Below are 25,285 nucleotides of genomic sequence, written 5' to 3'. Positions count from 1 at the left end.
ATGTATTCAGTAGTTCAATTTATACATTCATATTGGGCATATCTTGTCCTCTTTATAGTTTTAATAGCAACAATAAATGCCCTAGCCGGTTTAATAGGTAAAAAAGAGTACGGGCCAAAAGATTTTAGGTTAGCATTGTTTGCATTAATAGTAACACATATACAGTTTTTAATAGGATTGGTTTTATATTTTGTTTCTCCATTAGGGCTTCAAAACATAACTAATAATGGAATGAGTGAAATAATGGGTAATGCAACAATGCGATTGTATGCTGTAGAACATCCTATTGTAATGGTTTTAACTGTTGTATTTATAACTATTGGATATTCTAAACACAAAAAGAAGTTAGTTTCTACTCCAAAGTTTAGAATGCTCACTATATTCTATACTATTGGTCTGTTGCTAATGTTAAGTAGAATTCCTTGGAGTCAATGGTTTTCTTAAAATAGTAAATAAAAAACAAAAAGCCCGAAAACTACATAGTCTTCGGGCTTTTTGTTTTTAGTGTATATTAGAATTTAGCTTTTCTCTTTGATTAAATAGACATATACTGGAAAGTGATCACTATAGCCTCCAGTAAACCCACCATCTGCAAAACTTCGGTATGGATATCCCTTGTAACGACCTCTTGGATTCGCTAAATAGTTTTTATTGTATATCCCAGCTTTATAAAAACGATAAGTTGAATAGTCTTTTTTAAGCAATTCAGTTGAAAGAATCATTTGGTCAAAAAGATTCCAACCATCTCTCCAAGCTAATGTTCCTAATCCTTTCTTGTGCATATCTTCCATTGGGTTGTACAACTCCTTTATAGCAACATCTTCTCTATCTTTTTTTGCTTTAAGATATTCTTTCACACTAGAATTTGTAGGGTCATCATTAAGGTCACCCATTGTGATTATCTTAGCATATGGGTCTTCACTAAAAAGAGAGTCTATTATACTTCTGTTAAGCTTGGCAGCTTTTTCTCTTTTAAATCTGCTTCTCGCTTCTCCACCACTTCTAGAAGGCCAATGATTTACAATAAAATGCATTTTTTCTCCATCAAGCACTCCACTTACTACCAATTGGTCTCTTGTAAATATTCTTTTTGTACGATCATTATTGTCATAAATATATAATGGTACTGCTTTGTAGTTGGTGGGTGAGAATAACTTTTTTTGGTATAATAAGGCGACATCTATACCACGTCTATCTGGAGAGTCAAATTGAATGATACCATAATCGCTTTGTAAAAGTGATTCTTGATTTACCAAATCTTCAAGAACTCTTCTGTTTTCAGTTTCACAAACACCAATAATAGCAGGACTGGTGCCAGTAACATCACTTCCAATTTCTGAAATAACTTGTGCCATGTTTTTCAGTTTGGCGTTGTAAATTTCTTCGGTCCAATGATCTTTACCATCTGGAGTTCTATCATCGTCAAATGTTAATGGGTCATCTTCGTAGTCAAAAAGGTTTTCAACATTGTAAAACGCAACGGTGTTTACCTTGTATTGTTTTTTTTCTTGAGCGGTTGTACCAGAAGTAATAAAAATTAAACTTCCTAAAAGGCAATATATTAGCTTCATGCTAGCTGTAGTATTAAGATTGTGTAAAATTGTTTTCAAAAGTTGCGCCAAAAGTAATTATTTCATTTAAAAAATGTAGTTTTGCATCCGCTTTATAACAATAATTTAATCTTTAAAACGAACTATTTTCAGAATGAAAAAATTCTTTTTTACTTTTTGCCTAGTTTTTGTTGCCTCAGCTTCTGCTTTCGCACAACAAGATACAGGGGTAAAAGGGAAGGTAGTAGATGCTAACTCAACAGAGCCTATTCCAGATGTAGAAATTAGGATTTTGAATAGTATTTTTAATACTATGACAGATGCTAGTGGAACATTTTTATTAGAAGGATCTACACTTCCTCAAGGAGAGCAAGTATTAATAGTAAACAAGCCAGGGTATATCTTACAGCGTATTCCAATTACTATTAACAACGCCAAAACACTAGATTTAGGAACTTTACTTTTTGAAGTTGATTTAACCGAAGTAGAAGCGCAGATTGGTATTATTAGTCTTTCAGACAATGAACTTGACCAAGATGAAGGTACTTCTTTTAATATTTCAGGGTTACTTCAAGCTTCTAGAGACGTATTTTTAAGTGCTGCAGCTTTTGACTTTAGTGCAACATTTTTTAGACCAAGAGGACTAGATAATGCCAATGGTAAAGTACTCATTAACGGTATAGAACTTAACAAGCAGTTTAGCGGTCGCCCTCAATGGGGTAACTGGGGAGGCTTAAATGATGCACAACGTAATAGAGAATTCTCTATGGGTCTTAAAGCTAACGATTATGCTTTTGGTGATGTAGCAGGAACTACCAATATTATTATGAGAGCTTCTCAATATAGAGAAGGTGGTCGTGTTTCTTACGCAGCAGCAAATAGAAGTTATCAAGGTCGTGTTATGGGGTCTTACAATAGTGGTCTATCTAAAGATGGATGGGCATACTCTATTTTAGCCTCTAGACGTTTTGGTGAAGAAGGTTTCAAAGACGGAACTCTATACGACGCTAACTCATTTTTTGCAGCTGTAGAAAAAAAGTTAAGTGATGACCATAGCTTAAACCTTACAGCTTTTTATACTCCTAACAGAAGAGGAAGAGCTACTGCAATTACAGAAGAGGTAAGAGATCTTAAAGGAATACGTTACAACCCTAACTGGGGATTCCAAGATGGAGAAATACGTAGTGGAAGAATTAGAGAAATTGAAGAACCAGTAGTAATGCTTAATCACTTTTGGAATATTAGTGAGAAAACAAGACTTAATACAAATATTGGATACCAGTTTGGAAAAATAGGAAACACAAGAATAGATAATGGAGGTAATAGAAATCCAGCAGGAAACTACTACCAAAACCTACCTAGTTTCTTTTTACAAAGCCCAAACCCAACAACAATAGATATTGCAAACGCATATATTGCTGAACAAGAATTTATTAATGATGGGCAATTAGATTGGAATTCTTTTTACGAAGCTAATTTAGTTACAGGACATTCTACCTATGTTATACAAGAAGATAGAAATGATGATACAGAGCTAACAGTTAATACCATTTTAAACACTAGTTTAAATGATAATGTATCACTAACCGGAAGCCTAAGTTACAAGTCTCTTAATAGTGAAAATTTTGCAGAGCTTCAAGACTTACTTGGAGGTGATGGCTTTTTAGATATAGATTTCTTTGGTGACGGAAGTTTACAAGGAAATAGTGACTTACAAAACCCAAACAGAGTTGTACAAGAAGGAGAGCGGTATAAATATAACTATGAAATAGATGCCGATGTAATCTCAGGTTTCGCTCAAGCACAGTTTAAGTATAATAAAGTAGATTTCTTTCTAGCGGCACAAGCATCGCAAACAAAATATCAACGTATAGGATTGTACCAAAACGGATACTTCCCAGAAGAGGGTCGTTCACTTGGTGCTAGTGAAGAAGTAGACTTTACTAATTATGGGGCAAAAGGTGGTTTAGTGTATAAAATTTCTGGACGACACTTAATAGATATAAATGCTGGATATTTAACAAAAGCTCCTACTATTAGAAATACTTTTGCAAATGCAAGACAAAATAATGACATAGTACAAGGTCTTACTGAAGAAAAAATAACTTCTGCAGACTTAAGTTACATCTATAGATCTCCAATTGTAAAAGGTAGAATTACTGGATACTACAATGGGTTTGAAGATGCAACAGATATTGGATTCTTTTTTACTCAAAATGCCTTAGGAAATGATGAAAACAATGCTTTTGTTCAAGAAATTGTTACAGGTATAGATAGAAGAAGTGTAGGTGTCGAATTAGGAATCGAAGCACAGCTTACCCCAACTTTTAAAGTAAAAGGAGCTGCTTCAGTAGGTCAAAATGTTTATACAAACAATCCAAACTTATATCTATCAGGAGATGATTTTGATGACGTTAATACTCCTAATGTACTAGAAGGAAATGATTTATTTAACAGAGGTGTTAGAAAAGTAAACCTTGAAAATTATCATGTTTCTGGTGGACCAGAAAGAGCTTACCAAATAGGGTTTGAGTACCGTGATCCAGATTTCTGGTGGGTAGGTGCAACAACCAACTATTTCTCAAATGCGTATGTTGATGTAAGTAACTTACGTAGAACATCTGATTTCTATACAGATATAGATGGACAGCCGTTTAACGATTACGACCCAGAGATTGCAAGAGAATTATTGCAACAAGAACAACTAGATGATTACTTTTTAGTAAACATAGTTGGAGGAAAATCTTGGAAAATAAAAGATTACTTTGTTGGTTTCTTTGCTACTGTTAATAATGTTCTTGACCAAGAATACAGATCAGGTGGTTTTGAAGATTCAAGAAGAGCAAGCTATAGACAACAAGTAGAAGAACAAGCTAGAGGAGATAGGCCATTATTTGGTAATAGATATTTCTTCGGAAATGGGACTACTTATTACGTAAATGTATACGTAAGATTTTAAAAAAAATAAAAAAAGAAACATATATAATTATGAAAGCAATTAATTTTTATAAACTAGTAACACTACTTTTTGCAGCAGTAGTGATAACATCTTGTGTTCAAGATGATGAATTTGATGTGCCGCAAATAGAAATTCAATCTGTAGATATTCCACAGGATCGAATTGTTGAAATTTCTTCATTAAGAGCTTTATTAGAACAAGAGCAAACTACAAATGGTAATGCTGTATTAACTTTTGAAGCAGATGACGATCCAAGTAATGATAGATTTACTGTTGGGTATGTAATTTCTAATGATGCACAAGGAAACTTTTTTGAAGAATTATTACTTCAAAACGCCCCTTCTAACCCAAGTGGTGGAGTAAAAGTTTTAATAGACTCAAGTCCTTTATTTGCATCATATGAGTTTGGTAGAAAAGTATTTGTAAGATTGGATGGACTTACTGTTGGACTTGATAGTGGTGTACTTACCTTAGGAATAAGAGATGGTAATGGTGTAGAAAAAATAGCAGATGGTGCTAAGGAAGACTTTTTACTAAGAGATGATGAAGTTGAAGAAATTACGCCAATGCCAATTACTTTTTCAGAATTCACAGAAGAAAAAACAAATTTATATGTTCGTTTAAACAATGTACAGTTTAATAGAGCGCAAGCATTAGGAGATGATAGATTAACGTTTGCCGGAGAGCCAGAAGATGAGTTTGACGGAGAACGTATTCTAGAAAGTTGTGATAGTGGTACTTCAACAGTATTTAGCACTAGTACTTTTGCAGATTTTAAAGGTGTATTATTACCACAAGGATCTGGAACAATAGATGGAATATTAACGCTTAACTTTTTTGGAGAGCAGTTTAATATTGTTGTTAACGATATATCTACTATAAACTTAGATGGAGAACGTTGTGACCCTGAAGAGGTAGATTGTGGATTAGCAAGTACAACAGGTTCTAATGTACTATTTAGTGACTTCTTTGAAACACAAAACGAAGGAACTCCAATTAGCGGAAACGGTTGGACTAATTACATAGAAGCAGGTACACAAACTTGGGAGTCTTATACTTCTGGTGGTACTAATGCCTCATTAGGTATTTCTGCTAACATTGGATCGTTTATGAGTGGTGACGCAAGTTCTATAGGATGGTTAGTTACACCTCAAATAAACTTTGATAATCAAGATGGAGAAACATTAAACTTTATGACATCAAACAGTTTTGCAGACGGAAGTACACTTGAGGTATTATTCTCTTCAGACTGGGATGGTGTTCCAGAAAATATTCCAAGTGCAAACTGGAGTATTTTACCTGCTGCTTTTATTGTAGGTGATGACGATTTCTTTGGAGATTGGTTTGAGTCTGGTAATGTAGATTTAAGTTGTATCTCAGGCTCTGGTTACATAGCATGGAAGTACGTTGGAAGCGGTGAAGAAGATTTTGATGGTACCTATGAGCTTGATGAGATTGAAATAGAGTCTAACTAATAGTTAAAACTATTTATTATTTATTATAACAAAAAAAGACCTCTAGACAGAGGTCTTTTTTTGTTTGTATATTTAGTTCTTTGTTGTACAAAATGTCAAAAGAAGCAGAGGTTTTAAATAAGTGGGATACTTCAGTAAAAGTTGAAGAAAACAACTATTATTGGAAAGGGGCTCCTGTATTTACTAAGGGAAGTGTTACTACAGAAAAACCCTTAGTTGTAGAACTTTTTTGTGGATGTGGAGGTACATCATTAGGATTTGAAATGGCTGGTTATGAAATAGGGCTTGGATGTGATATTCACAAGCCTTCTATTAGTACGTTTAAAAAGAATCACCCCAATGCTTCAACCGTTTTAGGAGATATAAGAGTAATTTCTCCTGAGCGTATAAAAGAATTACTCGACTATAGAAAGATAGATGTTCTAATAGGAGGAATCCCTTGCCAAGGTTTTTCATTAAACAATAGGAAAAGACATAAGGGAGATGATAGAAACTTTATGTATAAAGAGTTTTTACGTTTTGCCGAAGCACTTCAACCCAATGCAGTAGTTTTAGAAAATGTTTCTGGAATGAAAAGTACTGGGAATTTTGTTTCTGTACTAGAGAAAGAACTTTCAGAAATTGGTAATTACAATGTGGTAAGTGAGCTATTGTATGCCCCAGATTATGGAGTTCCACAAAAGAGAAAGAGACTTATTTTTGTGGGAATAAAAGACAAAATTTTCAATTTCGATTCTGTTATAAAAACGCACGGAAGTACTACTAAAGAGCCTTATGTTTCAGTAAAGCATGCTATTGGAGATTTACCTTCTTTAAAAACTAAGGAAACCAAGACTTATTATAAAAGTTTTCCTTTTTCAGCATACCAAAAATTAATGCGTTCTAAGCAAAAGGATATTATTACAGGACATACAGCGCCAAACCACCCCAAAACAACTGTAGATAGAATTAAAAACACGAAGCAGGGTTGTCCTATGTATGATAGGTTTAAACAACGTGTACGATTAGACTGGAATGATTTAAGCCCAACACAAGTGTCAGGTGGTATTAGACCTCAGTTTCAATTGGGGCATCCAGAAGATGACAGAGGTCTTACAATTAGAGAGCGATGTAGGTTACAAAGCTTTCCAGATAATTTTATAGTATTAGGAGGAATTGTACAAGCAAGAGTACAAACGGGCAATGCTGTACCACCATTACTTGCAAAAGCGGTAGCTATAGGTTTAAAAAATTATTTGTAATGATAGAGGTTAATATTACAAAAGAAGATATTGCTTTTGCAAGAGAAAAATTAAGTAAAGTAAAAAGTACAAATACAGGTCTCAGTAAATTTGGATCAGAAAATAAAAGAATTTTAACTGGATATGTTGGAGAACGGATAGTTATGAAGTATCTAGATATAGCTAATGATAGTGATACTTATAATTACGATATTATCTTTAAAGATAAAAAATTAGAGATAAAAACTATATCCTGTAAATTTAAACCTCGTCCCGATTACTGGTGTACTGTAAACTCTCATGACTTAGCAGGTGTGCATAAACAAGAAGCAGATTTTTATGTTTTTTTAAGGGTGCTTAATGATTATTCTAAAGGCTGGCTTTTAGGATACATGCCTTGTAAAGATTTTTTTGACAAAGGAACTTTTGTCCCAAAAGGTAAAGATTTTGGAAAGTTTAAGTTTGTAAAGGCAAATGCAACTATACTACCCATACATGATTTAAGAGCAATAGAAACTTTAAAAAACCAAGCCTAGTAGAAATATTTCTACTAGGCTTGGAAAGGCTTGGCTAATTGATTAATAAAACTATCTTTCTATAATAATAAAATCTGATCTTCTATTTTCTTGATGTTGAGCCTCTGTACAATTGGATCCACAATCTATCTTAGGGTTAGACTCTCCTTTTCCTTCAGCTTCTAATCTTGATTTATCAATACCTTTAGAGATTAAGTATTGTATAGTACTTTGTGCTCTTCTATTACTCAAAGCTAAGTTATATGCTGGTGTAGCTCTAATATCTGTATGGCTTTCTACCTTAATTTTCATTTTAGGGTATTTGTTCATAATCTGTACTACCTTGTCAAGCTCAAAGGCTGCTTTAGGTTTGATGTTATGTTTATCTAGATCAAAATAGATAGGCTCTAATACAATTCTGTCATCTTCAATAATAGCATCTATTGGTCGTAGCCTAATGGTTGCTTCCATTGTACCTCCGCTAGATGCATCAACTTCTACAGAGTTGGGCTCAAAGCCTTTCATGAAAGCTTGCAGTAGGTGTGCTTTACCACATTCTACAGAAGGAAATGCCATTCCGTTAGAATTTGTAGATCTATTTCCTAAGTTGTTTTCTGAAGTGTCATAAACATCAACTCTAGCTCCATTAATTGGCTCATCTGTATAATCGTTCACAACTTTTACATTAATAACCACATCACAATACTCTATTTCTGAAATTGCGTAGATGTCATCACTTCCTTTACCCCCTTTTCTATTGGATGAAACAAAACCAGTTTTTGTTGCTTCATTAAATTTAAAGGCAAAATCGTCTTCAGTACTATTAACGCCCATTCCCATATTTACGGGATTTGAAAACCCGCTTCCAGCTGCTTCAGCATAAAACACATCTAATAGCCCAAGTCCTAAGTGGCCATCGCTGGAAAAATAAAGAGTTCCATTACCATCTAAATAAGGAAACACTTCTTTCCCTTCAGTATTAACGGCATCACTTAATCGTTGAGGGGTACCTAAAATGCCATCCTCACTTATTGCAACCTTATAGATGTCACTTAATCCTTTTCCTCCAGGCATATCACTCACAAAATAAAGTGTTTTTCCATCTGGACTTAGTGCTGGATGCCCAGTAGAATATTCATCACTATTAAAAGCAACAGACTCAACACCTGTCCATCTACCATCAACCAATTCTGCATAGTATAAATTTATTTGATTTATACCTTCTTCACTTTTGTCATACTTTTTATTGAAATAGTCATTTCTATCAAAGTACATTCTTTTTCCATCTGCAGTAATAGCAACATTCCCTTCGTGAAACTTAGTGTTAATGTCACCGTCAAGTAAATCTGCATTTTTAATGGTTCCTCCAACATCACTTGCTTTGTAAATATCTAAAAATGGTTGGTCATCCCATCCATAGCTTCTTCTTAGTGTATTTCTAGCTGAAGAAAAGTAAAAGTCTTTTCCAGCCATAAAACCACCAAATTCAGAGTAGCTTGTATTAATATCCTTTAAAGGCTTTGCGTCATATCGCTGTCTTTGATCCATAAGCTGAGGGATATAATCGGGGTTTTTCATAAAATCTATAGCACGAGAATCATTAGGTTTTGCTTCAGCAAATTTTCTCATCCACGTGTTATAGTCGCCTACTTTTCCGTTAGCTTTAAGAGACTGAGCATAATTATAAACTGTTTCTGGACTAACATTTCTGGCTTTAACTACACGTTTATAAAAGGATTCTGCCTTTTTAGTATCATTAATGTAGTAATAACTATTACCTAATTGTTTAAATACATACCTAGAGCCTTCACCTCTTTTAAGTAATTTCTGGTATGCTTCTATAGCGTCTGTATATTGCAGCCTTTCATATAATTCGTCTGCTTTTTTGGTAGTACTATTTTGTGCGTTACTGCCTAAAGTTCCTAACGCAATTAGTATTATAAGTGTATATATATTTTTCATTTGTAATGAACTTTTTAGTTAGGGTTTAGAAGTATCTAGGTGAACGTAGTGCTTTCTTCTTAAAGAAGATGTCAAACGTTAAAATAACTTCGTGAGAGGAGTCTGCCACGATATTTATATCTGAAGTTACTATGTCATATGCATATCCAATTCTTAAGTATGGAAGTGCTTGAATGCCTACCAAACCACTAAATGAATCTTCTTTTCTATAAGAGGCTCCAATTTCAAACTTCTCATAGAAGAGCGCATTTAAGTTTACATCATAAGATAATGGTGCTTCAAAAGCAGATTTAACAAGTACTGAAGGTTTTAGCTTCATGTTTTCTGAAACTTGAAAAACATACCCTGCAGTTGCAAAAAAGTGGTTTACTTCATTTCCAAACTTTAATCCATTTTCATCTAGATGAACAGAGTTTAATAAATTAGGAACCGAAAGCCCTAAATAAAAATTATCTGAATATAAAAATGCACCTGCTCCTAGATTGGGGTAAGTGTTATTTATATTCTGAGAGAAAAATGGGTCGTTAGGATCTTGAAGCTCAAGGTTTGTTAATCCCACATCATGGAATGTTGCTCCAGCTTTTATTCCCAATGCTAAATCTAACGTTTTACCTAGTTGTAATGTATATGAGAAATCTGCATAAACATTAGTTTCTTTAACAGGTCCTAACTCATCTTTAACAGCAGAAAGCCCTAGCCCTACTTTATCCGAAATAGGTGAGTGTGCCGAAAAAGTAAAAGTCTCTGGACCTCCATCTAGAGCCGACCATTGATTTCTATACAATGCAGTTAATGATAAACTCTCTTTACTTCCTGCATAAGCAGGGTTCACCACATTCATGTTATACATATATTGTGTATACTGTGGATCTTGTTGTGCTGTAATTTCCAAAACGAAAACCATAACCAGCAATAACGTTATACTATATTTTAATTTCATAATGTTGTTGTTAAAGGTTGAAAAGTGTCTCATTTCAAAAAATTATTTAGCTTCTTTATTAAGATAAATCCATCCAGTAGCTTGCATGCCATATTGTGGATCTTCGTTTGTGAAATTAATTACATAAAAGTAAGTTCCTGTAGGCAACTCCTCTCCATCTGTTGTGGTGCCTACCCATTCATTTATATAATTTGTCTTTTCATATACTTGTGTTCCTAACCTATTAAAAATCTGTAATTGATCAATACCAGATCTATCAGAAAGAAACTCCAAGTCTAATGCATCATTAAAGCCATCACCATTTGGAGATAGACCTTGTGAAATAACACAATTTCCAATATCATAAAGTGTAACATCAACAGAATCTTCACTCATACATCCTCCATCAGAAGCAACTGCCGTATATGTTTGTGTTCCAACTGTGGTAGCTGGTAACATAATTTCAAGAGTGCTTTCGGTTTCATTAGGTATTAAATCTCCATTTAAGAACCATTGGAACGTGACATCTGCTGGAGTTACATTTGCAGTAATTACTTGAACCTCATCTGGACAGGTTTTAAAATCTAAACCTATGTCTAATACAGGCAATTCTCCAAACTCTACCAGTATAGAATCTGTTACTACGCAGCTACCTACTGTAATTTCCAAAGTATATGTGTCTGTTTGATCAACAATTATAGTTGGTGTTGTTTCTCCAGTACTCCATAAATAGGTTATTCCTTGTGTATCTCCTGTAATAGTTGGAATAATTTCAAAATCATCACCATCGCAAAGTGCAGCGTCTGGACCTAAATCTAAAGTAGGATTCTGAGTAATTTCTACATCTACTACAAAAGTATTTTCACTACAAGGTGGTAGTGTTACTAATACCGTATAAGTATCTGAACTTGCAGGAGTATAAGTAGCGTCTGTAGAAACTACAGTACCTGAACCATCTGTCCACTCATACGAAACATCATTTAGGTCTATTCCTTGATTAGTAGGAGTAGCATCAAGAGTTGGAACGGGTTCTGTTGAACAGATTGCAACTTCATCAGGTAGATTGGTTTGTAAGTCTATGATTTCATTTAAAGTTAAATCAAAGTCTACTGCACTAAAGCACATAGGTTCATTTACATCTTCAACTCTAACATATATTGTTTCTGGATCGCTCATATTAGAGTAAGCGTCTGGATTTTCAATAGGACTAGCACCTGCCTGAGCATCTAATGGAGCAGTATGAAATGAAATATTGAAATCTGCTGGGTTTTGACCATCAAGAATTATTGGAATTTGAGCTTCTAAATCAAATACTTCAACTCCATCATTTCCTTGATCACATGCAACAAGGTCTGGTGGTGTAAGAACAACAGGTTGTCCTCCATTAAGAGATAAGGATATGTCATCTATTGCAAGGTCGTTCCCACAACCGCCTGGTGCATTGTTAATTAATACTAATTGTATATCTGTATTACTACCAGTATTGAAGGCAATAAAAAACTCTTGCCAGTTAGGGTCTGGTCCATTTTGGATATCGCCAGTAACTATTTCGGAAATAGTATTTCCTCCAGTATCTTCAATTCTAAAAATCACATTTGAAGGAATACCAGTTCCAGTACAAATACCTGTATCTGTATCATATACTGTTGTAATCCATGCATTAAATGTATAATCTGTATTAGAATCTAACGTAATGGTTCTTCTATAAAATTCTCCAGGGTTAAAGTCTGCATTCACAAAAAGCATTCTACCATCAACATCTCCCTCGGTATGATCTTCCATGCCTACATGCCATCCAGTATTGAGACCATCTGATATATTGGTAATACTATATTCACCGTCATTTACTTGAGTTACATCATTACATATATAGGTAGTAGTAGCTCCATTTAAGTCACATACTCTCCCAGTTCCTGTACCAAAATCTTCAAGAAAATCCACAGCAGAACAAACAGGGTCTATAGTACACGGGCTTGCAAGTAGTGTAATTGTAACATCGTCTGTTTCTGTACATGAGCCAACAGTAACATCAACAGAGTAATCACCCGTTGTGTCTACTGTAATTGTGGGAGTTGTTTCTCCTGTACTCCATAAATATGTTGCTCCTGTTGTTTCTCCTGTTAAAACAGGTACAATTTCGTATTCTGGAACATCACAAAAAACTAAGTCTTCACCTAGAGAAACCGAGAAGTCTTGAGCTGATGTTACTTGAACATCGTCTGTAACTGTAACTGTAGCACCGTCACAATTTGTATAAACTACCTGCGCTGTGTATACTTCTACTGGATCATCTGGACAAACATTTACAGTAGTATCATTACCCACTACGTTTCCGTCTGAGTCTAACCAAGTTATAGTAGTTACACTTGGTCCAGCTGGAGTAAAACGCCAAGCTTCGTTTGTTGCTGTCCAAGGAGAATCTGAAGTATTTCTACCAGGAGGTACAAAGCCTAAATCTCCAGCATCATTTTGTATACCTATAACTGCATTGCCACTATTCCATGTTGGGCAAGATGGCTTTTCTTGTATATAAACATCTATAATATTTGTAGTTTCATAAAGAACCACCATCTGGGTTGCAAGTAGATTATTACAAGTTGCTGAAAACATAGGAACTTCGAAGTAACTTACAGCTAATACTCTATTAGGTGCGTCTCCAACTATTTCCCAGGCAATTTCATTAGTTGTATTTACAGAGGGGTCAATATCATGACCTGGAAGAAAAATATTTGCTTCTGCTAATGCCTCTTCTACGTTATTAGGTATGTTTGATGAAAAAGGCCAGGCATTACTATTAGCACCAACATCATTAGGGTCAACATCAAATCTAACAACACCATTAGACCCTACTTGAAATTGAGTTTCTACATCTCCAAAAAAACAAAATGTAAATGGTAAATTTTCTGGATTATCCCAAGCGTCATCAATATTTGTGTTAACAGAGTTTTGTAATCCATTAAATGGAAATGGAGGCAAAAAGTCTATTGATGAAATATTATATGTATTGGTTTCTCCAATATCAAAAAAAGCGGCTGTTAAATCAGTACAACCACCAGTACCACAATCTATGGTAACATCTGCACCAGCATCAACAAATGGATTTCCGGGTTGTTGCCCATGCATTAAAAAAGAAAAACTGGCTAACCCTATTGAGAGTAATGCCAGTTTCTTTCTAAAAAATTGGTTAGATAATTTTAGTGTCATTTATGAGGTTATTTTGTTAAAAAATTAACACAAGTTAAACATTTTTTAACAATTGATTACTTATTGAAAATAATTAATCAAAACCCTATTATAGGTTATAATTTGTTTGTTTGCACCTTACTTTTTTGAGAATAATGCAAAAACAGGAAAGTGGTCACTATATCCTCCTAAATACTTTTTGCCAATATATGTTCTAAAAGGATTGCCTTTATATTTACCAGTATATTCTTGAACAATTTTTTTATTAAATATTACAGCATCTTTAAAACGAATAGGATTATTTTGTACTTGGAAAAAAGAGTTTGAGATTAGTATTTGATCAAATAAATTCCAGTTTCCTTTATAATTTAAACTGCCTTCATATTTAGTGTGAAGTAGCTCCATGGGATTATAAAACTCATTTCCAGCCAACACTTGTAAGCTTTTACTTTTAGGGTCATCATTAAAATCACCCATAATAATTATTTTGGAGTCTGGGTTTTTGGCAATAATACTAGCGCTTATTTCTCTGTTTTTTTCAGCTGCAGCTATTCTTTTATAATCTGTTTCTATTGTCCCAGCTCTTCGAGAGGGCCAATGATTTACTAATATGTGTAAAATTTCTTTTTTATAAGAACATGTTACATGTAAAATATCTCTTGTATAATCACGCTCCCCAGTTTCGGTAGTAATATAAAGTGTATATGTTTGCTTTTCAATGATTGAGACCTCTTCTTTTCTATATAGTAATGCAGTATCGATTCCTCGTTCATCTGGAGAGTCAAAATGAACAAAGCCGTAATTATAAGGCTTTAGATGTTTTGCCGTCGTAAGTTTTTCCAATACATAACTATTTTCTACTTCAGCAACACCCAATAAAATAGGAGGATGACCAGCTTCTTTTATTCCAATTTTTGAAATTACTTTGCTTAGTTTTTTTATTTTTTTTCTGAACCTTTCTTTATTCCATTTACGGTCTGCATGCTCAGTAAAATCGTCATCTAATGTTTTAATATCATTTTTAATATCAAATAGGTTTTCAAGATTATAAAAACCAACTGTAAAGAGCTTGTTGTCTGAAGAATTCTGCTTTAGCATAGAAATAGAGGTATTTTGCTAAAATACAAAACCCTTAGGTAGTGTTTTGTACCTTTGTAGTAGAATATAGAATATGCTAGAGAAAACAGACATTGAATATGAAAAAACCATTTTAATTGGTTTAATTACAAAAGATCAGGACGAAGACAAATCTAAGGAATACCTAGACGAATTAGAGTTCCTTGCTTATACAGCCGGAGGGGAAGTACTTAAGCGTTTTGTGCAAAAAATGCAAATGCCTAACCCAAAGACGTTTATTGGAAGTGGTAAGATGGATGAGGTACGTGTATTTGTAGAAGAAAACGAAGTAGGTACTGCTATTTTTGATGATGAACTATCCCCGGCGCAACAAAAAAACATCGAAAAGATACTTCGGTGTAAGATTATAGATAGAACTAACCTCATTCTAGATATTTTTGCTCAAAGAGCACAAACTAGTTATGCAAGAACACAAGTAGAATTAGCACAATACGAATACCTGTTGCCTAGGTTAGCAGGAATGTGGACGCACCTTGAAAGACAAAGAGGAGGTATTGGGATGCGTGGACCTGGAGAAACAGAGATTGAAACAGATAGACGTATTGTGAGAGATAGAATTTCATTATTAAAAAAGAAACTAGAAAAGATTGACCGCCAGATGGAGGTGCAACGAGGTAATCGAGGTGCGCTAGTACGTGTTGCATTAGTAGGGTATACTAATGTTGGTAAATCTACACTAATGAATGTTTTAAGTAAAAGTGATGTCTTTGCTGAAAATAAATTGTTTGCAACTTTAGATACAACAGTACGAAAGGTAGTTATTGGAAACCTTCCTTTTTTATTAAGTGATACCGTTGGTTTTATTAGAAAACTACCTACTCAACTCGTAGAATCATTTAAAAGCACACTTGACGAAGTACGAGAAGCCGATTTATTGTTACATGTTGTAGATATATCACATCCTTCTTTTGAAGACCACATTGCTTCGGTACAAAATATCCTTAATGAGATAGATCACAAGGATAAACCTACACTAATGGTTTTTAATAAAATTGATGCGTATGAACCTGAAGTAATAGACGAGGATGATCTAGTAACCGAGAAAACAAAAGCACATTACACATTGCAAGAGTGGAAAAAAACTTGGATGAATACAACTAATGGAGATGCAATATTCATTTCAGCAATTAATAAGGAGAATTTTGAAGCCTTTAGAAAAATGGTCTATGAAAAAGTAAAAGAAATTCATATTACCCGATTTCCATACAATCACTTCTTATATGATGAATATACAGAGTAAATTCTAGTGTATTTTTTTATCAGAATCTTAAAAAAAAGAGCCGCTCAAAAATTAAATTTTGAGCGGCTTTAGATGTAAGTAGCCTTTGCCGAAGACTAACTAACCAAATTAACATAAAACATCGACAGGCATACAATACATCTATATAAAAGAAGGGTATTACCCCTTAAAAACCATACGTTACTCCAACTCCTAAAGCCTCTCTAATCTGAAAACCTTTAACGGCATTGTCGTCATAAATTGCTTGTAAAGTAGCATTTGCAGTAATGTACTTGTTTACTTTCATAATTAGGTTAAGTGTATAATCTATATCAACATTCTGTGGGTCTTCAAGATAGTTTGAATATAGATTTAGAATATTTTCTAAGGTTACATTTTCAATAGGACTAAATTTAGCATACGCATTAAGAGAAGCACCTAACTCAAAACGAGTTGTCTCATTAGCTTCAACACCAAAATATCCTCCAGCATCATTAAAAGCCATAATTGCTACTGGATCATTGCCAACATCTGTAAAGTCATTAGAGACAAAGATTAATCGTGCTGTGGCTGGAGAGATATTAACTTTTAAGTTGTCACTATCTTTCCATAAAAAACCAGGTCCAGTTTGTAAATAGGCTGGAGAGAAAAGCTTAGTAGTTTCTGTTCTAATCTCATTACCATCTTCATCTTCACCAAACTCGTATCCAGGAGCAAATTGTGTTCTAAAATTTAAGAAATAAGAATAATACCATTTACTTTCTTTTATTTGCTTACCAAGAATAGAGTTTAACTCTAAACGATCATTGGTCTTTCTTGTAAACTCTTGGTCTCTTGTTTTTGTGATACCAAAGTCTGCCATAATACGATTATCCCATAATAACTTTCCTTTTTTGTAATTAAAGTCATAAGAACCTACAAGATTTATAGCGTAGTTAGAAGTTCCCCCACCAGTCCATTCTTCATTAAAGGCAGCTTGACTAAATAACAAAGAGATGTTTCCAGCTTTGGCCCAACCATCTGGCTTTTCTTCTTTTTCTTCTTCCTGAGCAAAAAGTGTCACAGGGAAAACTATAATTAATAAAATAATTAATTTTTTCATGTCTATGTTTTTGTTTAGCATAACAAATTTATAGTTTAATTAGGTTTCTAAAAGAATTTTGGGCAAAGCTAAAATGAGTTTTCGAGTAATAAACCTAATATTCCGTTAAATTACTTAGGTCTTTTGTATAGAGGAACTGAAGAGCAAGCCTCCCCATACATAATACTTTTTGCAACGGGCATTAGTTTTTGTGATAGTAATACAAAGGCATTTTGAGGGATAGGTTTGTGTGCACAGCCTTTAATTATAATTGGCTTGTCTTTATACTGTTCTAAGGGTAAGTTTTGAATAATTTCAGAAAAAAGAATACTGTTTAACTCATCAATAGAACCAACACTTGTTCTTGAAGCATACTTGGAAGCTTCTATGCATACTAGCATATACGCCCAACCAGGAATAATTGCATCTGTGCTACAATAAAAAGCAATAAAACTGCCCTCGTGTTTTGACCAGTTGTAGTTTTTAACGGCTTCTCTAAAGTCTCGCTCTTTTAAAACAATGCCCTCTAGTAACCATGGAGAAATATCAAAAGCAAGACGTTCTCCATCTGGATACAGTTCTTCCAAGTCTAAAGTTACTAATGGGCTTTTGGAAACTCTATTTACTATTTCTTCTTTCAAATTATTTTATTTTAATGAATTCAAGAACTTCATTTATAACATCGCTTTTTGCATGAACTTTAAATTGATCTCCATTTGTTTCAATAATCTCACAATATATTCTCTTCCCAATAGCACTACTAACATCCTGTGGGTGATTAAGTATTTCACTATAAGTCAAAACATAACTACAGTCAGAAGTCCATTCTATTGAAGTTTTTATAATAACATTATTAATAGGATTTATTTCAGTTTGTAAAGTTTCTGTTCTTATAATTTTTTCAGGTCTCTCTTCCTTAAGATATCGGAACTCACCACTTTTATACTTATAACAATTTTTTTCTTGAGCATAAATAATAGTAGTAAAGAGTAGCGTTAGTATAATTAATGAGTTTTTCATATTTTTAAAATATTCTTCTTACATATCCATAAAATAATTGCAAAAGTACCTTTTGGATTGCTTGTTTTAAAAAATGAGCTGTTAAAGCATACCTAGCTCTAACTTTGCTTCTTCAGACATTGTAAATAACGTAACGGAAAGTTTCAAAATTTTTTATACTCAAAAAGTTACAAAAATTTGTAAAACAACCACCAAGATTATACTTTGAATGTTTGTCTTTTTATTATAACATTCCTAACTCTAACTTTGCCTCTTCAGACATTAGATCTTGAGTCCAAGGGGGGTCAAAGGTAATTTCTACCTCAGCATCTTTTACTAGCTTAATAGACTTAACCTTATCTTCTACTTCTACTGGAAGTGTTTCGGCAACAGGACAATTAGGTGTTGTAAGCGTCATTAAAATTTTTACTTCAAAATCTTCATTTACAAAAACATCATAAATTAGTCCAAGTTCATAGATGTCTACAGGGATTTCTGGATCGTAAATAGTTTTTAACACTTTTACAATTTTTTCTCCTAACTCTGTTGTATCAATTTCTGTTGTAGCCATTGTTATTGTTTTTGTTGTGCGCTATATGCTATTGCATATAGCTTCATTTGTTTTACCATAGACACTAAACCATTTGCTCTTGTAGGCGATAAGTGTTCCTTTAAACCAATAGTATCTATAAAATCTGTATTGGCTTTTGCAATCTCTTCTGGACTATGATTAGAAAAAACTCTAATTAAAATTGCTACAATTCCTTTGGTAATTATAGCATCACTATCTGCCGTAAAAACTACCTTCCCATCTTTTATTTCTGAATGTAACCAAACCTTAGATTGGCAACCTTTAATAAGCTTGTCTCCAGTTTTTAAACTTTCATCAATCAATGGAAGTGATTTGCCAAGATCAATCATATACTCATACTTCTGCATCCAGTCGTCAAACATCGAGAATTCATCTATCAACTCTTCTTGTATAGCTTCAATCGTCATTATTGGGCTTCTTTTGTGTCTTTTTTTGCTGTTAATAATACGCTTCTATCTGTTTTTGAGTACAATGTAAGTACATTGTCTTGCAAGTTATAAGAGCCTGTATTATTTAGAGCGTTAGCAAATTTTATTTCATTTTGCATTATGTTTCCAGCAGGGCATGCTTTTTCTGTCATTGCAATTTCACTAAACGTTAAAGCATAAAGGTCGTTATTATAACTTCCGAAGAATGAATTACAACCAGTATTTCCGCGAACAGATTTGTCTATTGCAGCAAAGGTCATTGTGATTCCCGCTTTTGCACCTACTGTAGTTTCATCTAATTTTGTAATAGTATATGTCCCAGAAAGTTGTACACTACCTGCTACATCTATTACTTTTTTTGTTTCGTCACAGCTTATAAAGCTAATAAGTATCGCTATTGCAAAGATTGCTTTTTTCATAATTGTTGTTTTAAGATAACATCATTTTTGCTTTTTTAACTCCTTCTACTAGCCGATTAACTTCTTCAAGTGTATTATAAAATGCAAATGAAGCACGTACTGTACCCGGAATTTTAAAATAATCCATAATGGGTTGTGCGCAATGATGTCCTGTTCTTACTGCTATTCCCATCTTATCTAAAATAGTGCCAATATCGTATGGGTGTATACCTTCAATATTAAATGAAATAACCGATGTTTTTTCTTTAATATCAGCATAAATCTTTAGCCCATCAATTGCTAGTAGTTCTTTAGTTGCATACTCTAGGATGTTTTCTTCATAAGTAGCAATTGCATCAAAACCAATAGCGTTTAAATAATTTATGGCTGCTCCAAAAGCAATACCTCCAGCTATGTTAGGCGTTCCTGCTTCAAACTTATGAGGCAAATCTGCATAGGTTGTTTTCTCAAAAGTAACTTCGGCAATCATCTCACCACCACCTTGATATGGAGGTAATTTAGTAAGCCATTCCTCTTTTCCATATAATATACCTACCCCTGTTGGACCACACATTTTGTGTGCTGAGGTAACATAAAAATCAACATCAAGACTTTGCAGGTCTGGTTTAATATGAGAACATGCTTGTGCTCCATCTATTAATACAGCAGCTCCTACTTGATGTGCTTTTTTAATGATACTTTTAATTGGGTTAATAGTCCCTAAAGCATTAGAAATATGATTTACAAAAACGAGTCTTGTTTTATCTGAAAGTAATTTCTCGTATTCTGAAAATACAAGCATCCCATCTTGATTCATTGGGATTACTTTTAATATAGCACCTGTACGTTCACAAAGCATTTGCCAAGGAACGATATTACTGTGATGTTCTAAAGCCGAAACTATAATCTCATCCCCTTTTTCTAACAATGAAGAAAAACCATTGGCAACTAGATTAATACCATGTGTTGTTCCTGAAGTGAAAATAACTTCGTGAGTCTTTTCTATATTAAAATGCTCTTGTATAGCCTTTCTAGCTTGCTCATAAGCATCAGTCGCTTCTTGCGATAAAGAGTGAACTCCTCGATGAATATTTGCATTGTAATTACTATAATAATCTACAATACAATCTATAACCTGCTTTGGCTTTTGAGAAGTAGCAGCATTATCTAAGTACACAAGCGGGTACCCATTTACTTCTCTAGAAAGAATAGGAAAGTCGGCTCGTATTTTTTTAATATCGAATGCCATAAGTAACTTTTCAGTATTAAAGATTATACTTCAAAACCTAAACTCACGCCAATCTTGTTGGCAATAAGTTTATTAATACGCTTTTTAAGCTCAGGTATTTTCACACTTTCTAATACCGTATTTGCAAATGCATACATAAGTAGTGCTCGCGCTTCTTTTTTTCCAATCCCGCGTGAACGCATATAAAATAAGGCATCTTCGTCTAATTGACCTATGGTGCATCCGTGAGAACAGCGTACATCATCAGCAAAAATCTCTAACTGAGGTTTAGAATTTACAGTTGCTTTATCATCAATTAATACGTTGTTGTTTTGCTGAAAGGCATCAATTTTTTGTGCTTCTTTTTCTACATAGACTTTACCATTAAATACACCTGTAGAAGTATCTGCATAAATACCTTTGTAGTCTTGATGGCTTTCACAATTAGGTGCTGCGTGATGCACTAATGTATTATGGTCTGTGTGTTGCTTGTTTTCTAAAATGGTAATACCATTGAGTGTAGAATCACATCGCTCTCCTTTTTGATAAAAGTTAAGGTTATTTCTTACTAATTTCCCTCCAAAAGAAAAAGTATGCACTCTACAGTTACTTTGCGTTTGTTGTGATACAAAAGTGCTATCTATTAAAGAAGCATTCTCTTTGTCATTCTGAATTTTATAGTAATCTACATATGCTCTTTTTTCAGCAAAAATTTCAGTCACGCTATTGGTTAACACAGCATTTTCTGAAAGACTTTGATGGCGTTCAATAATTTGAACATGAGCGTTCTCTTCAACAACAATAAGATTACGAGGTTGAAGTAAAATAGCAGCTTCATTACCTGTAGAAAAATTAATTATTTCAATAGGCTTTTCAACTTCTTTGTTTTTGGGTATGTAGATATATGCACCTTCTTTTGCAAAAGCAGTATTTAATGATGTTAAACTCTCTTGTTTTGCTACTTTATTAAAATATGCATCTATTACTGTTTTGTATTTAGATTTTGTTAAAGCAGAAGACATTAAACAAACATCTAGTTTATCGTGTGTTGTTTGCGATAAGTGAGAGCTATAAACACCATCTATAAATACAATTTTGTAAGTATCTATATCGTGTAAAAAATATTTTTTTACATCTTTAAATTCAATAGTTTCTTCTCTAGGCTTTGGAAAAACACTATAATCAGGTTTTAAAACTGAATTTAATGAAGTGTACTTCCAAGCTTCCTCTTTTTTTGTAGGAAACCCTTTTGTTTCAAAATCTTTTATGGCACTATTTCGTACATCATGTATTGGAGAGTCATCTTCTAAATGGTCTTCAAAAGCGATGTAGGATGCTAATAATTTATCTTTTAAACTCATGTTTTAATTCAGTATCATCATTCAGAACTCAATATCCAATTTGTGGATTTTGAATTTATACTAGTTCTTCTTTAATCCAGTCATATCCTTTTTCTTCTAGCTCGTATGCTAGTTCTTTAGATCCAGATTTTACTATTTTTCCGTTCATTAATACATGTACATAATCTGGCACAATATAATCTAATAGTCTCTGGTAGTGCGTAATTACAACTACTGCATTGTCTTTACTTTTAAGCTTGTTAACTCCATTTGCAACAACCTTTAAAGCATCGATATCTAGTCCAGAGTCTGTTTCGTCAAGAATAGCAAGTTTTGGTTCTAGCATTGCCATCTGGAAAATTTCGTTTCTTTTTTTCTCACCTCCAGAGAATCCTTCATTTAAAGAACGTGACAAAAATTTACGATCTATTTCTAGTAGGTCTGCTTTTTCCTTAATAAGTTTTAGCATTTCTCCAGCAGGCATATCTTCTTGCCCGTTAGATTTTCTAGTCTCATTAATTGCAGTCTTAATAAAGTTTGTTACGCTAACTCCAGGAATTTCCACAGGGTATTGAAACGACAAGAATACTCCTTTATGTGCTCTTTCTTCTGGGTCAAGTTCGCTTATATCTTCATTATCAAAAGTAACTTCTCCTTTTGTCATTTCAAACTCTTCTTTACCAGCAATAACCGCAGCTAATGTGCTTTTTCCAGAACCATTAGGTCCCATAATAGCATGTACTTCTCCAGCCTTAACATCTAGGGTAACACCTTTTAAAATGTCTTTCCCCTCTACACTAGCGTGTAAATCTTTAATTTGTAACATAGATTACTTGTTTTCTTAAATTCTTTTTTATTCTTTTTTTGAATTATCACTTTTTTCTCCAACCGAAATAATTTCACTAACAGTTATTTTCTGCTCCCAACCTTCTTCATCTTTATTTTTTTTTGAAATTTTTCCTCTCACAACAACAGGAACAAAATCAAACTCATCTTTTTTATGTTTTTGAATTTTTTCGTCTAATTCTTTTGCCATTTCATTTTCTATTATTGAAAATGTGAAGTATTCAGTTTTAAAAATTGCTTGCTCGTTTGATTTGTAATATTCTCCAGCAAATTTTAAATGTGTAGAATACGTTTTTTGGGTGTTTGTTATCGTATCTTTAGTCTGCTCAATAACCGTAAGTTCTTCAGCTTTATTGTTTTCAGCCTTTTGATTGCATGAAGTTACAAGTAAGCAAAAAATTACTGTAGAAATTCTAATTATCATTATCTTCAATTTTTACGTCAGGTTGTGATGGAGTAGTGCCAACTTCAACAATTTCTGTTATTGTTAAAATTTCGTCCCAGCCTTCTTCGCCTTCTTTTTTCTTATTTAATTTTCCTTTTACTACTACAGGAATCATGTCATATTCTTCCTTTTTTATTGGAGCAACTTTATCTGCAAGTTCATGCATTTTTTTATCTACAGTAACCCCATAAATAAAATCTTCTCCTTTTAAGACAGCAGCGTCTGCTAGATAAATAAATTCACCAGCATATTGTGGATCTTTGTTTTCTGAGGCACATGAAACAAATAACAATACTGGTAACAATAGAAAAACAACTTTTTTCATTGATGTAAATTTTGGTTATCCTACGGAGCCTTCTAGGCTTATTTCTAATAATTTTTGAGCTTCTACAGCAAACTCCATCGGGAGCTTATTTAATACTTCTTTGCTAAAACCATTTACAATTAATGCAATAGCTTTTTCTGTATCAATCCCTCTTTGATTACAATAAAATATCTGGTCTTCTCCAATTTTACTTGTAGTTGCTTCATGCTCTATTTGAGCTGTTTTATTTTTTGCTTCTATGTAAGGGAACGTATGCGCACCACATTGGTTACCCATCAGTAAAGAGTCGCATTGAGAAAAGTTACGTGCATTTTCTGCTCTAGGGCTTATTTGCACTAACCCTCTGTAACTGTTTTGAGATTTTCCAGCCGAGATACCTTTTGAGATAATTGTGCTCTTTGTATTCTTACCAAGGTGAATCATTTTGGTACCTGTATCTGCTTGTTGAAAATTATTTGTAACAGCAATAGAATAAAACTCTCCAATAGAGTTGTCTCCTTTAAGCACACAACTTGGATACTTCCAAGTTACAGCACTACCAGTTTCTACTTGTGTCCAAGATATTTTTGCATTCTTCTCGCATAATCCTCTCTTAGTAACAAAATTGAAAACGCCTCCTTTTCCTTCTTTATTTCCAGGAAACCAGTTTTGTACGGTTGAGTATTTTATTTCTGCATCATCAAGCGCAATTAACTCTACAACTGCAGCGTGTAATTGGTTCTCATCTCTGCTAGGCGCTGTACATCCTTCTAAGTAACTCACGTAGCTTCCCTCATCTGCAATTACTAGTGTTCTTTCAAATTGTCCAGTACCAGCTTGATTTATTCTAAAATATGTAGAAAGTTCCATTGGGCATCGTACGCCTTTTGGAATGTAACAGAAAGACCCATCACTAAATACTGCACTATTTAAAGCTGCATAAAAGTTGTCTTTTTGTGGTACTACTGTGCCAATATATTTTTTTACTAATTCTGGATGTTCTTTAATTGCTTCAGAAATGGAACAAAAAATAATTCCTTTTTCGGCAAGGGTGTCTTTAAATGTAGTAGCTACTGATACTGAATCCATCACAATATCTACTGCAACACCTGCTAGCTTTTTTTGTTCGTCTAATGAAATCCCTAGCTTGTTAAAAGTCTCAAGTAATTCTGGGTCTACTTCATCAAGACTTTCGTATTTAGGTTTTTTGTTGGGTGCAGAATAGTAAGAAATATTTTGAAAATCTGGTTTTTTGTAATGAACATTTGCCCATTCTGGTTCTACCATTTTTTTCCAGTACCTAAAAGATTCTAGTCTCCATTGGGTCATCCAGTCTGGCTCTTCCTTTTTCTTAGAAATAGCGATAACAATTTCTTCATTAAGACCCACAGGGAATGTATCAGATTCTATATCGGTATAAAATCCGTATTCATACTCCTTTGTTTCGAGTTCTTTTTTTAAGTCGTCTTCGGTATATTTACTCAT

At 33.7% G+C, this 25,285-nt stretch carries 23 protein-coding genes; 6 read left to right on the top strand and 17 right to left on the bottom strand.

What is annotated here, in order from left to right; genetic code table 11:
* Positions 1 to 444: a hypothetical protein gene (locus tag RM538_RS05465; protein WP_311332392.1), complete on the top strand. Its 444-nt coding sequence runs from the start codon at positions 1 to 3 to the stop codon at positions 442 to 444.
* Between the two features lie 74 nt (positions 445 to 518).
* Here the strand turns inward: RM538_RS05465 and RM538_RS05460 are convergent, their stop codons facing one another.
* Entirely contained in the window at positions 519 to 1,571 is a 1,053-nt protein-coding gene (locus RM538_RS05460) for an endonuclease/exonuclease/phosphatase family protein (RefSeq protein WP_311332664.1), read from the bottom strand.
* 133 nt (positions 1,572 to 1,704) lie between these two features.
* On the opposite strand from RM538_RS05460, the gene RM538_RS05455 reads away from it, so the two are divergent.
* From RM538_RS05455 to RM538_RS05440, 4 genes are all read left to right on the top strand, one after another.
* Positions 1,705 to 4,509, top strand: a complete 2,805-nt coding sequence (locus tag RM538_RS05455; RefSeq protein WP_311332391.1) for a TonB-dependent receptor — start codon at positions 1,705 to 1,707, stop codon at positions 4,507 to 4,509.
* Positions 4,510 to 4,538: 29 nt separating this feature from the next.
* Positions 4,539 to 5,984, top strand: coding sequence for a DUF5689 domain-containing protein (locus RM538_RS05450; RefSeq protein WP_311332390.1), 1,446 nt, complete (start codon positions 4,539 to 4,541; stop codon positions 5,982 to 5,984).
* 92 nt (positions 5,985 to 6,076) lie between these two features.
* Positions 6,077 to 7,225: a DNA cytosine methyltransferase gene (locus RM538_RS05445; RefSeq protein WP_311332389.1), complete on the top strand. Its 1,149-nt coding sequence runs from the start codon at positions 6,077 to 6,079 to the stop codon at positions 7,223 to 7,225.
* A complete protein-coding gene (locus RM538_RS05440) occupies positions 7,225 to 7,740 on the top strand; it encodes a hypothetical protein (protein ID WP_311332388.1) in 516 nt (171 codons plus the stop codon). The genes RM538_RS05445 and RM538_RS05440 overlap by 1 nt, the downstream gene beginning before the upstream one ends.
* A 51-nt stretch (positions 7,741 to 7,791) precedes the next feature.
* On the opposite strand, the gene RM538_RS05435 is transcribed toward RM538_RS05440, so the two are convergent.
* From RM538_RS05435 to RM538_RS05420, 4 genes are all read right to left on the bottom strand, one after another.
* Entirely contained in the window at positions 7,792 to 9,681 is a 1,890-nt protein-coding gene (locus tag RM538_RS05435; RefSeq protein ID WP_311332387.1) for an OmpA family protein, read from the bottom strand.
* Positions 9,682 to 9,706: 25 nt separating this feature from the next.
* On the bottom strand, positions 9,707 to 10,621 hold the full coding sequence (locus RM538_RS05430; RefSeq protein ID WP_311332386.1) for a PorP/SprF family type IX secretion system membrane protein: 915 nt from the start codon (positions 10,619 to 10,621) through the stop codon (positions 9,707 to 9,709).
* 42 nt (positions 10,622 to 10,663) lie between these two features.
* On the bottom strand, positions 10,664 to 13,804 hold the full coding sequence (locus tag RM538_RS05425) for a T9SS type B sorting domain-containing protein (RefSeq protein WP_311332385.1): 3,141 nt from the start codon (positions 13,802 to 13,804) through the stop codon (positions 10,664 to 10,666).
* Between the two features lie 117 nt (positions 13,805 to 13,921).
* On the bottom strand, positions 13,922 to 14,881 hold the full coding sequence (locus tag RM538_RS05420) for an endonuclease/exonuclease/phosphatase family protein (protein ID WP_311332384.1): 960 nt from the start codon (positions 14,879 to 14,881) through the stop codon (positions 13,922 to 13,924).
* 73 nt (positions 14,882 to 14,954) lie between these two features.
* Here RM538_RS05420 and hflX point away from each other — a divergent pair, with 73 nt between their 5' ends.
* Entirely contained in the window at positions 14,955 to 16,160 is a 1,206-nt protein-coding gene (hflX, locus tag RM538_RS05415; RefSeq protein ID WP_311332383.1) for a GTPase HflX, read from the top strand.
* Between the two features lie 166 nt (positions 16,161 to 16,326).
* Here the strand turns inward: hflX and RM538_RS05410 are convergent, their stop codons facing one another.
* The 12 genes from RM538_RS05410 to sufB form a co-directional block, all read right to left on the bottom strand.
* Complete coding sequence (locus RM538_RS05410; RefSeq protein ID WP_311332382.1) at positions 16,327 to 17,241, bottom strand: DUF3078 domain-containing protein; 915 nt, start codon at positions 17,239 to 17,241, stop codon at positions 16,327 to 16,329.
* Positions 17,242 to 17,351: 110 nt separating this feature from the next.
* Positions 17,352 to 17,861, bottom strand: coding sequence for a DUF2480 family protein (locus RM538_RS05405; RefSeq protein ID WP_311332381.1), 510 nt, complete (start codon positions 17,859 to 17,861; stop codon positions 17,352 to 17,354).
* A 1-nt stretch (position 17,862) separates the two neighbouring features.
* Complete coding sequence (locus RM538_RS05400) at positions 17,863 to 18,240, bottom strand: hypothetical protein (protein WP_311332380.1); 378 nt, start codon at positions 18,238 to 18,240, stop codon at positions 17,863 to 17,865.
* 223 nt (positions 18,241 to 18,463) lie between these two features.
* Positions 18,464 to 18,790 (bottom strand): DUF59 domain-containing protein, encoded by a 327-nt coding sequence (locus tag RM538_RS05395; RefSeq protein WP_311332379.1) that lies wholly within the window; start codon positions 18,788 to 18,790, stop codon positions 18,464 to 18,466.
* Between the two features lie 2 nt (positions 18,791 to 18,792).
* Positions 18,793 to 19,218 carry a SufE family protein gene (locus RM538_RS05390; RefSeq protein ID WP_311332378.1) on the bottom strand — a complete coding sequence of 142 codons (426 nt, stop codon included), beginning with the start codon at positions 19,216 to 19,218 and terminating at the stop codon, positions 18,793 to 18,795.
* Positions 19,218 to 19,658, bottom strand: coding sequence for an META domain-containing protein (locus RM538_RS05385; protein ID WP_311332377.1), 441 nt, complete (start codon positions 19,656 to 19,658; stop codon positions 19,218 to 19,220). Before RM538_RS05385 ends, RM538_RS05390 begins: the two co-directional genes overlap by 1 nt.
* Before the next feature lie 10 nt (positions 19,659 to 19,668).
* Positions 19,669 to 20,886, bottom strand: coding sequence for an aminotransferase class V-fold PLP-dependent enzyme (locus RM538_RS05380; protein WP_311332376.1), 1,218 nt, complete (start codon positions 20,884 to 20,886; stop codon positions 19,669 to 19,671).
* Positions 20,887 to 20,909: 23 nt separating this feature from the next.
* Positions 20,910 to 22,226: a Fe-S cluster assembly protein SufD gene (sufD, locus tag RM538_RS05375; RefSeq protein WP_311332375.1), complete on the bottom strand. Its 1,317-nt coding sequence runs from the start codon at positions 22,224 to 22,226 to the stop codon at positions 20,910 to 20,912.
* A 55-nt stretch (positions 22,227 to 22,281) separates the two neighbouring features.
* A complete protein-coding gene (gene sufC / locus RM538_RS05370) occupies positions 22,282 to 23,031 on the bottom strand; it encodes a Fe-S cluster assembly ATPase SufC (RefSeq protein WP_311332374.1) in 750 nt (249 codons plus the stop codon).
* Between the two features lie 27 nt (positions 23,032 to 23,058).
* Positions 23,059 to 23,475 (bottom strand): hypothetical protein, encoded by a 417-nt coding sequence (locus RM538_RS05365; protein ID WP_311332373.1) that lies wholly within the window; start codon positions 23,473 to 23,475, stop codon positions 23,059 to 23,061.
* Positions 23,465 to 23,821: a hypothetical protein gene (locus tag RM538_RS05360; RefSeq protein WP_311332372.1), complete on the bottom strand. Its 357-nt coding sequence runs from the start codon at positions 23,819 to 23,821 to the stop codon at positions 23,465 to 23,467. The genes RM538_RS05365 and RM538_RS05360 overlap by 11 nt, the downstream gene beginning before the upstream one ends.
* Before the next feature lie 15 nt (positions 23,822 to 23,836).
* The gene (sufB, locus tag RM538_RS05355; protein WP_311332371.1) at positions 23,837 to 25,285 is read right to left on the bottom strand and encodes a Fe-S cluster assembly protein SufB; all 1,449 of its coding nucleotides are present in this window, start codon (positions 25,283 to 25,285) and stop codon (positions 23,837 to 23,839) included.

It is taken from the genome of Patiriisocius hiemis, from assembly GCF_031846325.1.
GTDB classification, from domain to species: domain Bacteria; phylum Bacteroidota; class Bacteroidia; order Flavobacteriales; family Flavobacteriaceae; genus Patiriisocius_A; species Patiriisocius_A hiemis.
Note: the sequence above shows the minus strand (reverse complement) of the source record. Positions and strands in the feature narration are given on the sequence as shown.

What these genes read in the sequence shown, in the direction of transcription:
- RM538_RS05460 (WP_311332664.1), bottom strand. Translation starts at nt 1,571, where the DNA reads ATGAAGCTAATATATTGCCTTTTAGGAAGTTTAATTTTTATTACTTCT.
- RM538_RS05385 (WP_311332377.1), bottom strand. Translation starts at nt 19,658, where the DNA reads ATGAAAAAAGCAATCTTTGCAATAGCGATACTTATTAGCTTTATAAGC.
- RM538_RS05430 (WP_311332386.1), bottom strand. Translation starts at nt 10,621, where the DNA reads ATGAAATTAAAATATAGTATAACGTTATTGCTGGTTATGGTTTTCGTT.
- RM538_RS05380 (WP_311332376.1), bottom strand. Translation starts at nt 20,886, where the DNA reads ATGGCATTCGATATTAAAAAAATACGAGCCGACTTTCCTATTCTTTCT.
- sufC (WP_311332374.1), bottom strand. Translation starts at nt 23,031, where the DNA reads ATGTTACAAATTAAAGATTTACACGCTAGTGTAGAGGGGAAAGACATT.
- RM538_RS05400 (WP_311332380.1), bottom strand. Translation starts at nt 18,240, where the DNA reads ATGAAAAACTCATTAATTATACTAACGCTACTCTTTACTACTATTATT.
- RM538_RS05390 (WP_311332378.1), bottom strand. Translation starts at nt 19,218, where the DNA reads ATGACGATTGAAGCTATACAAGAAGAGTTGATAGATGAATTCTCGATG.
- RM538_RS05395 (WP_311332379.1), bottom strand. Translation starts at nt 18,790, where the DNA reads ATGGCTACAACAGAAATTGATACAACAGAGTTAGGAGAAAAAATTGTA.
- RM538_RS05420 (WP_311332384.1), bottom strand. Translation starts at nt 14,881, where the DNA reads ATGCTAAAGCAGAATTCTTCAGACAACAAGCTCTTTACAGTTGGTTTT.
- RM538_RS05360 (WP_311332372.1), bottom strand. Translation starts at nt 23,821, where the DNA reads ATGAAAAAAGTTGTTTTTCTATTGTTACCAGTATTGTTATTTGTTTCA.
- RM538_RS05425 (WP_311332385.1), bottom strand. Translation starts at nt 13,804, where the DNA reads ATGACACTAAAATTATCTAACCAATTTTTTAGAAAGAAACTGGCATTA.
- RM538_RS05435 (WP_311332387.1), bottom strand. Translation starts at nt 9,681, where the DNA reads ATGAAAAATATATATACACTTATAATACTAATTGCGTTAGGAACTTTA.
- RM538_RS05445 (WP_311332389.1), top strand. Translation starts at nt 6,077, where the DNA reads ATGTCAAAAGAAGCAGAGGTTTTAAATAAGTGGGATACTTCAGTAAAA.
- RM538_RS05410 (WP_311332382.1), bottom strand. Translation starts at nt 17,241, where the DNA reads ATGAAAAAATTAATTATTTTATTAATTATAGTTTTCCCTGTGACACTT.
- sufD (WP_311332375.1), bottom strand. Translation starts at nt 22,226, where the DNA reads ATGAGTTTAAAAGATAAATTATTAGCATCCTACATCGCTTTTGAAGAC.
- RM538_RS05440 (WP_311332388.1), top strand. Translation starts at nt 7,225, where the DNA reads ATGATAGAGGTTAATATTACAAAAGAAGATATTGCTTTTGCAAGAGAA.
- RM538_RS05450 (WP_311332390.1), top strand. Translation starts at nt 4,539, where the DNA reads ATGAAAGCAATTAATTTTTATAAACTAGTAACACTACTTTTTGCAGCA.
- RM538_RS05465 (WP_311332392.1), top strand. Translation starts at nt 1, where the DNA reads ATGTATTCAGTAGTTCAATTTATACATTCATATTGGGCATATCTTGTC.
- sufB (WP_311332371.1), bottom strand. Translation starts at nt 25,285, where the DNA reads ATGAGTAAATATACCGAAGACGACTTAAAAAAAGAACTCGAAACAAAG.
- hflX (WP_311332383.1), top strand. Translation starts at nt 14,955, where the DNA reads ATGCTAGAGAAAACAGACATTGAATATGAAAAAACCATTTTAATTGGT.
- RM538_RS05365 (WP_311332373.1), bottom strand. Translation starts at nt 23,475, where the DNA reads ATGATAATTAGAATTTCTACAGTAATTTTTTGCTTACTTGTAACTTCA.
- RM538_RS05455 (WP_311332391.1), top strand. Translation starts at nt 1,705, where the DNA reads ATGAAAAAATTCTTTTTTACTTTTTGCCTAGTTTTTGTTGCCTCAGCT.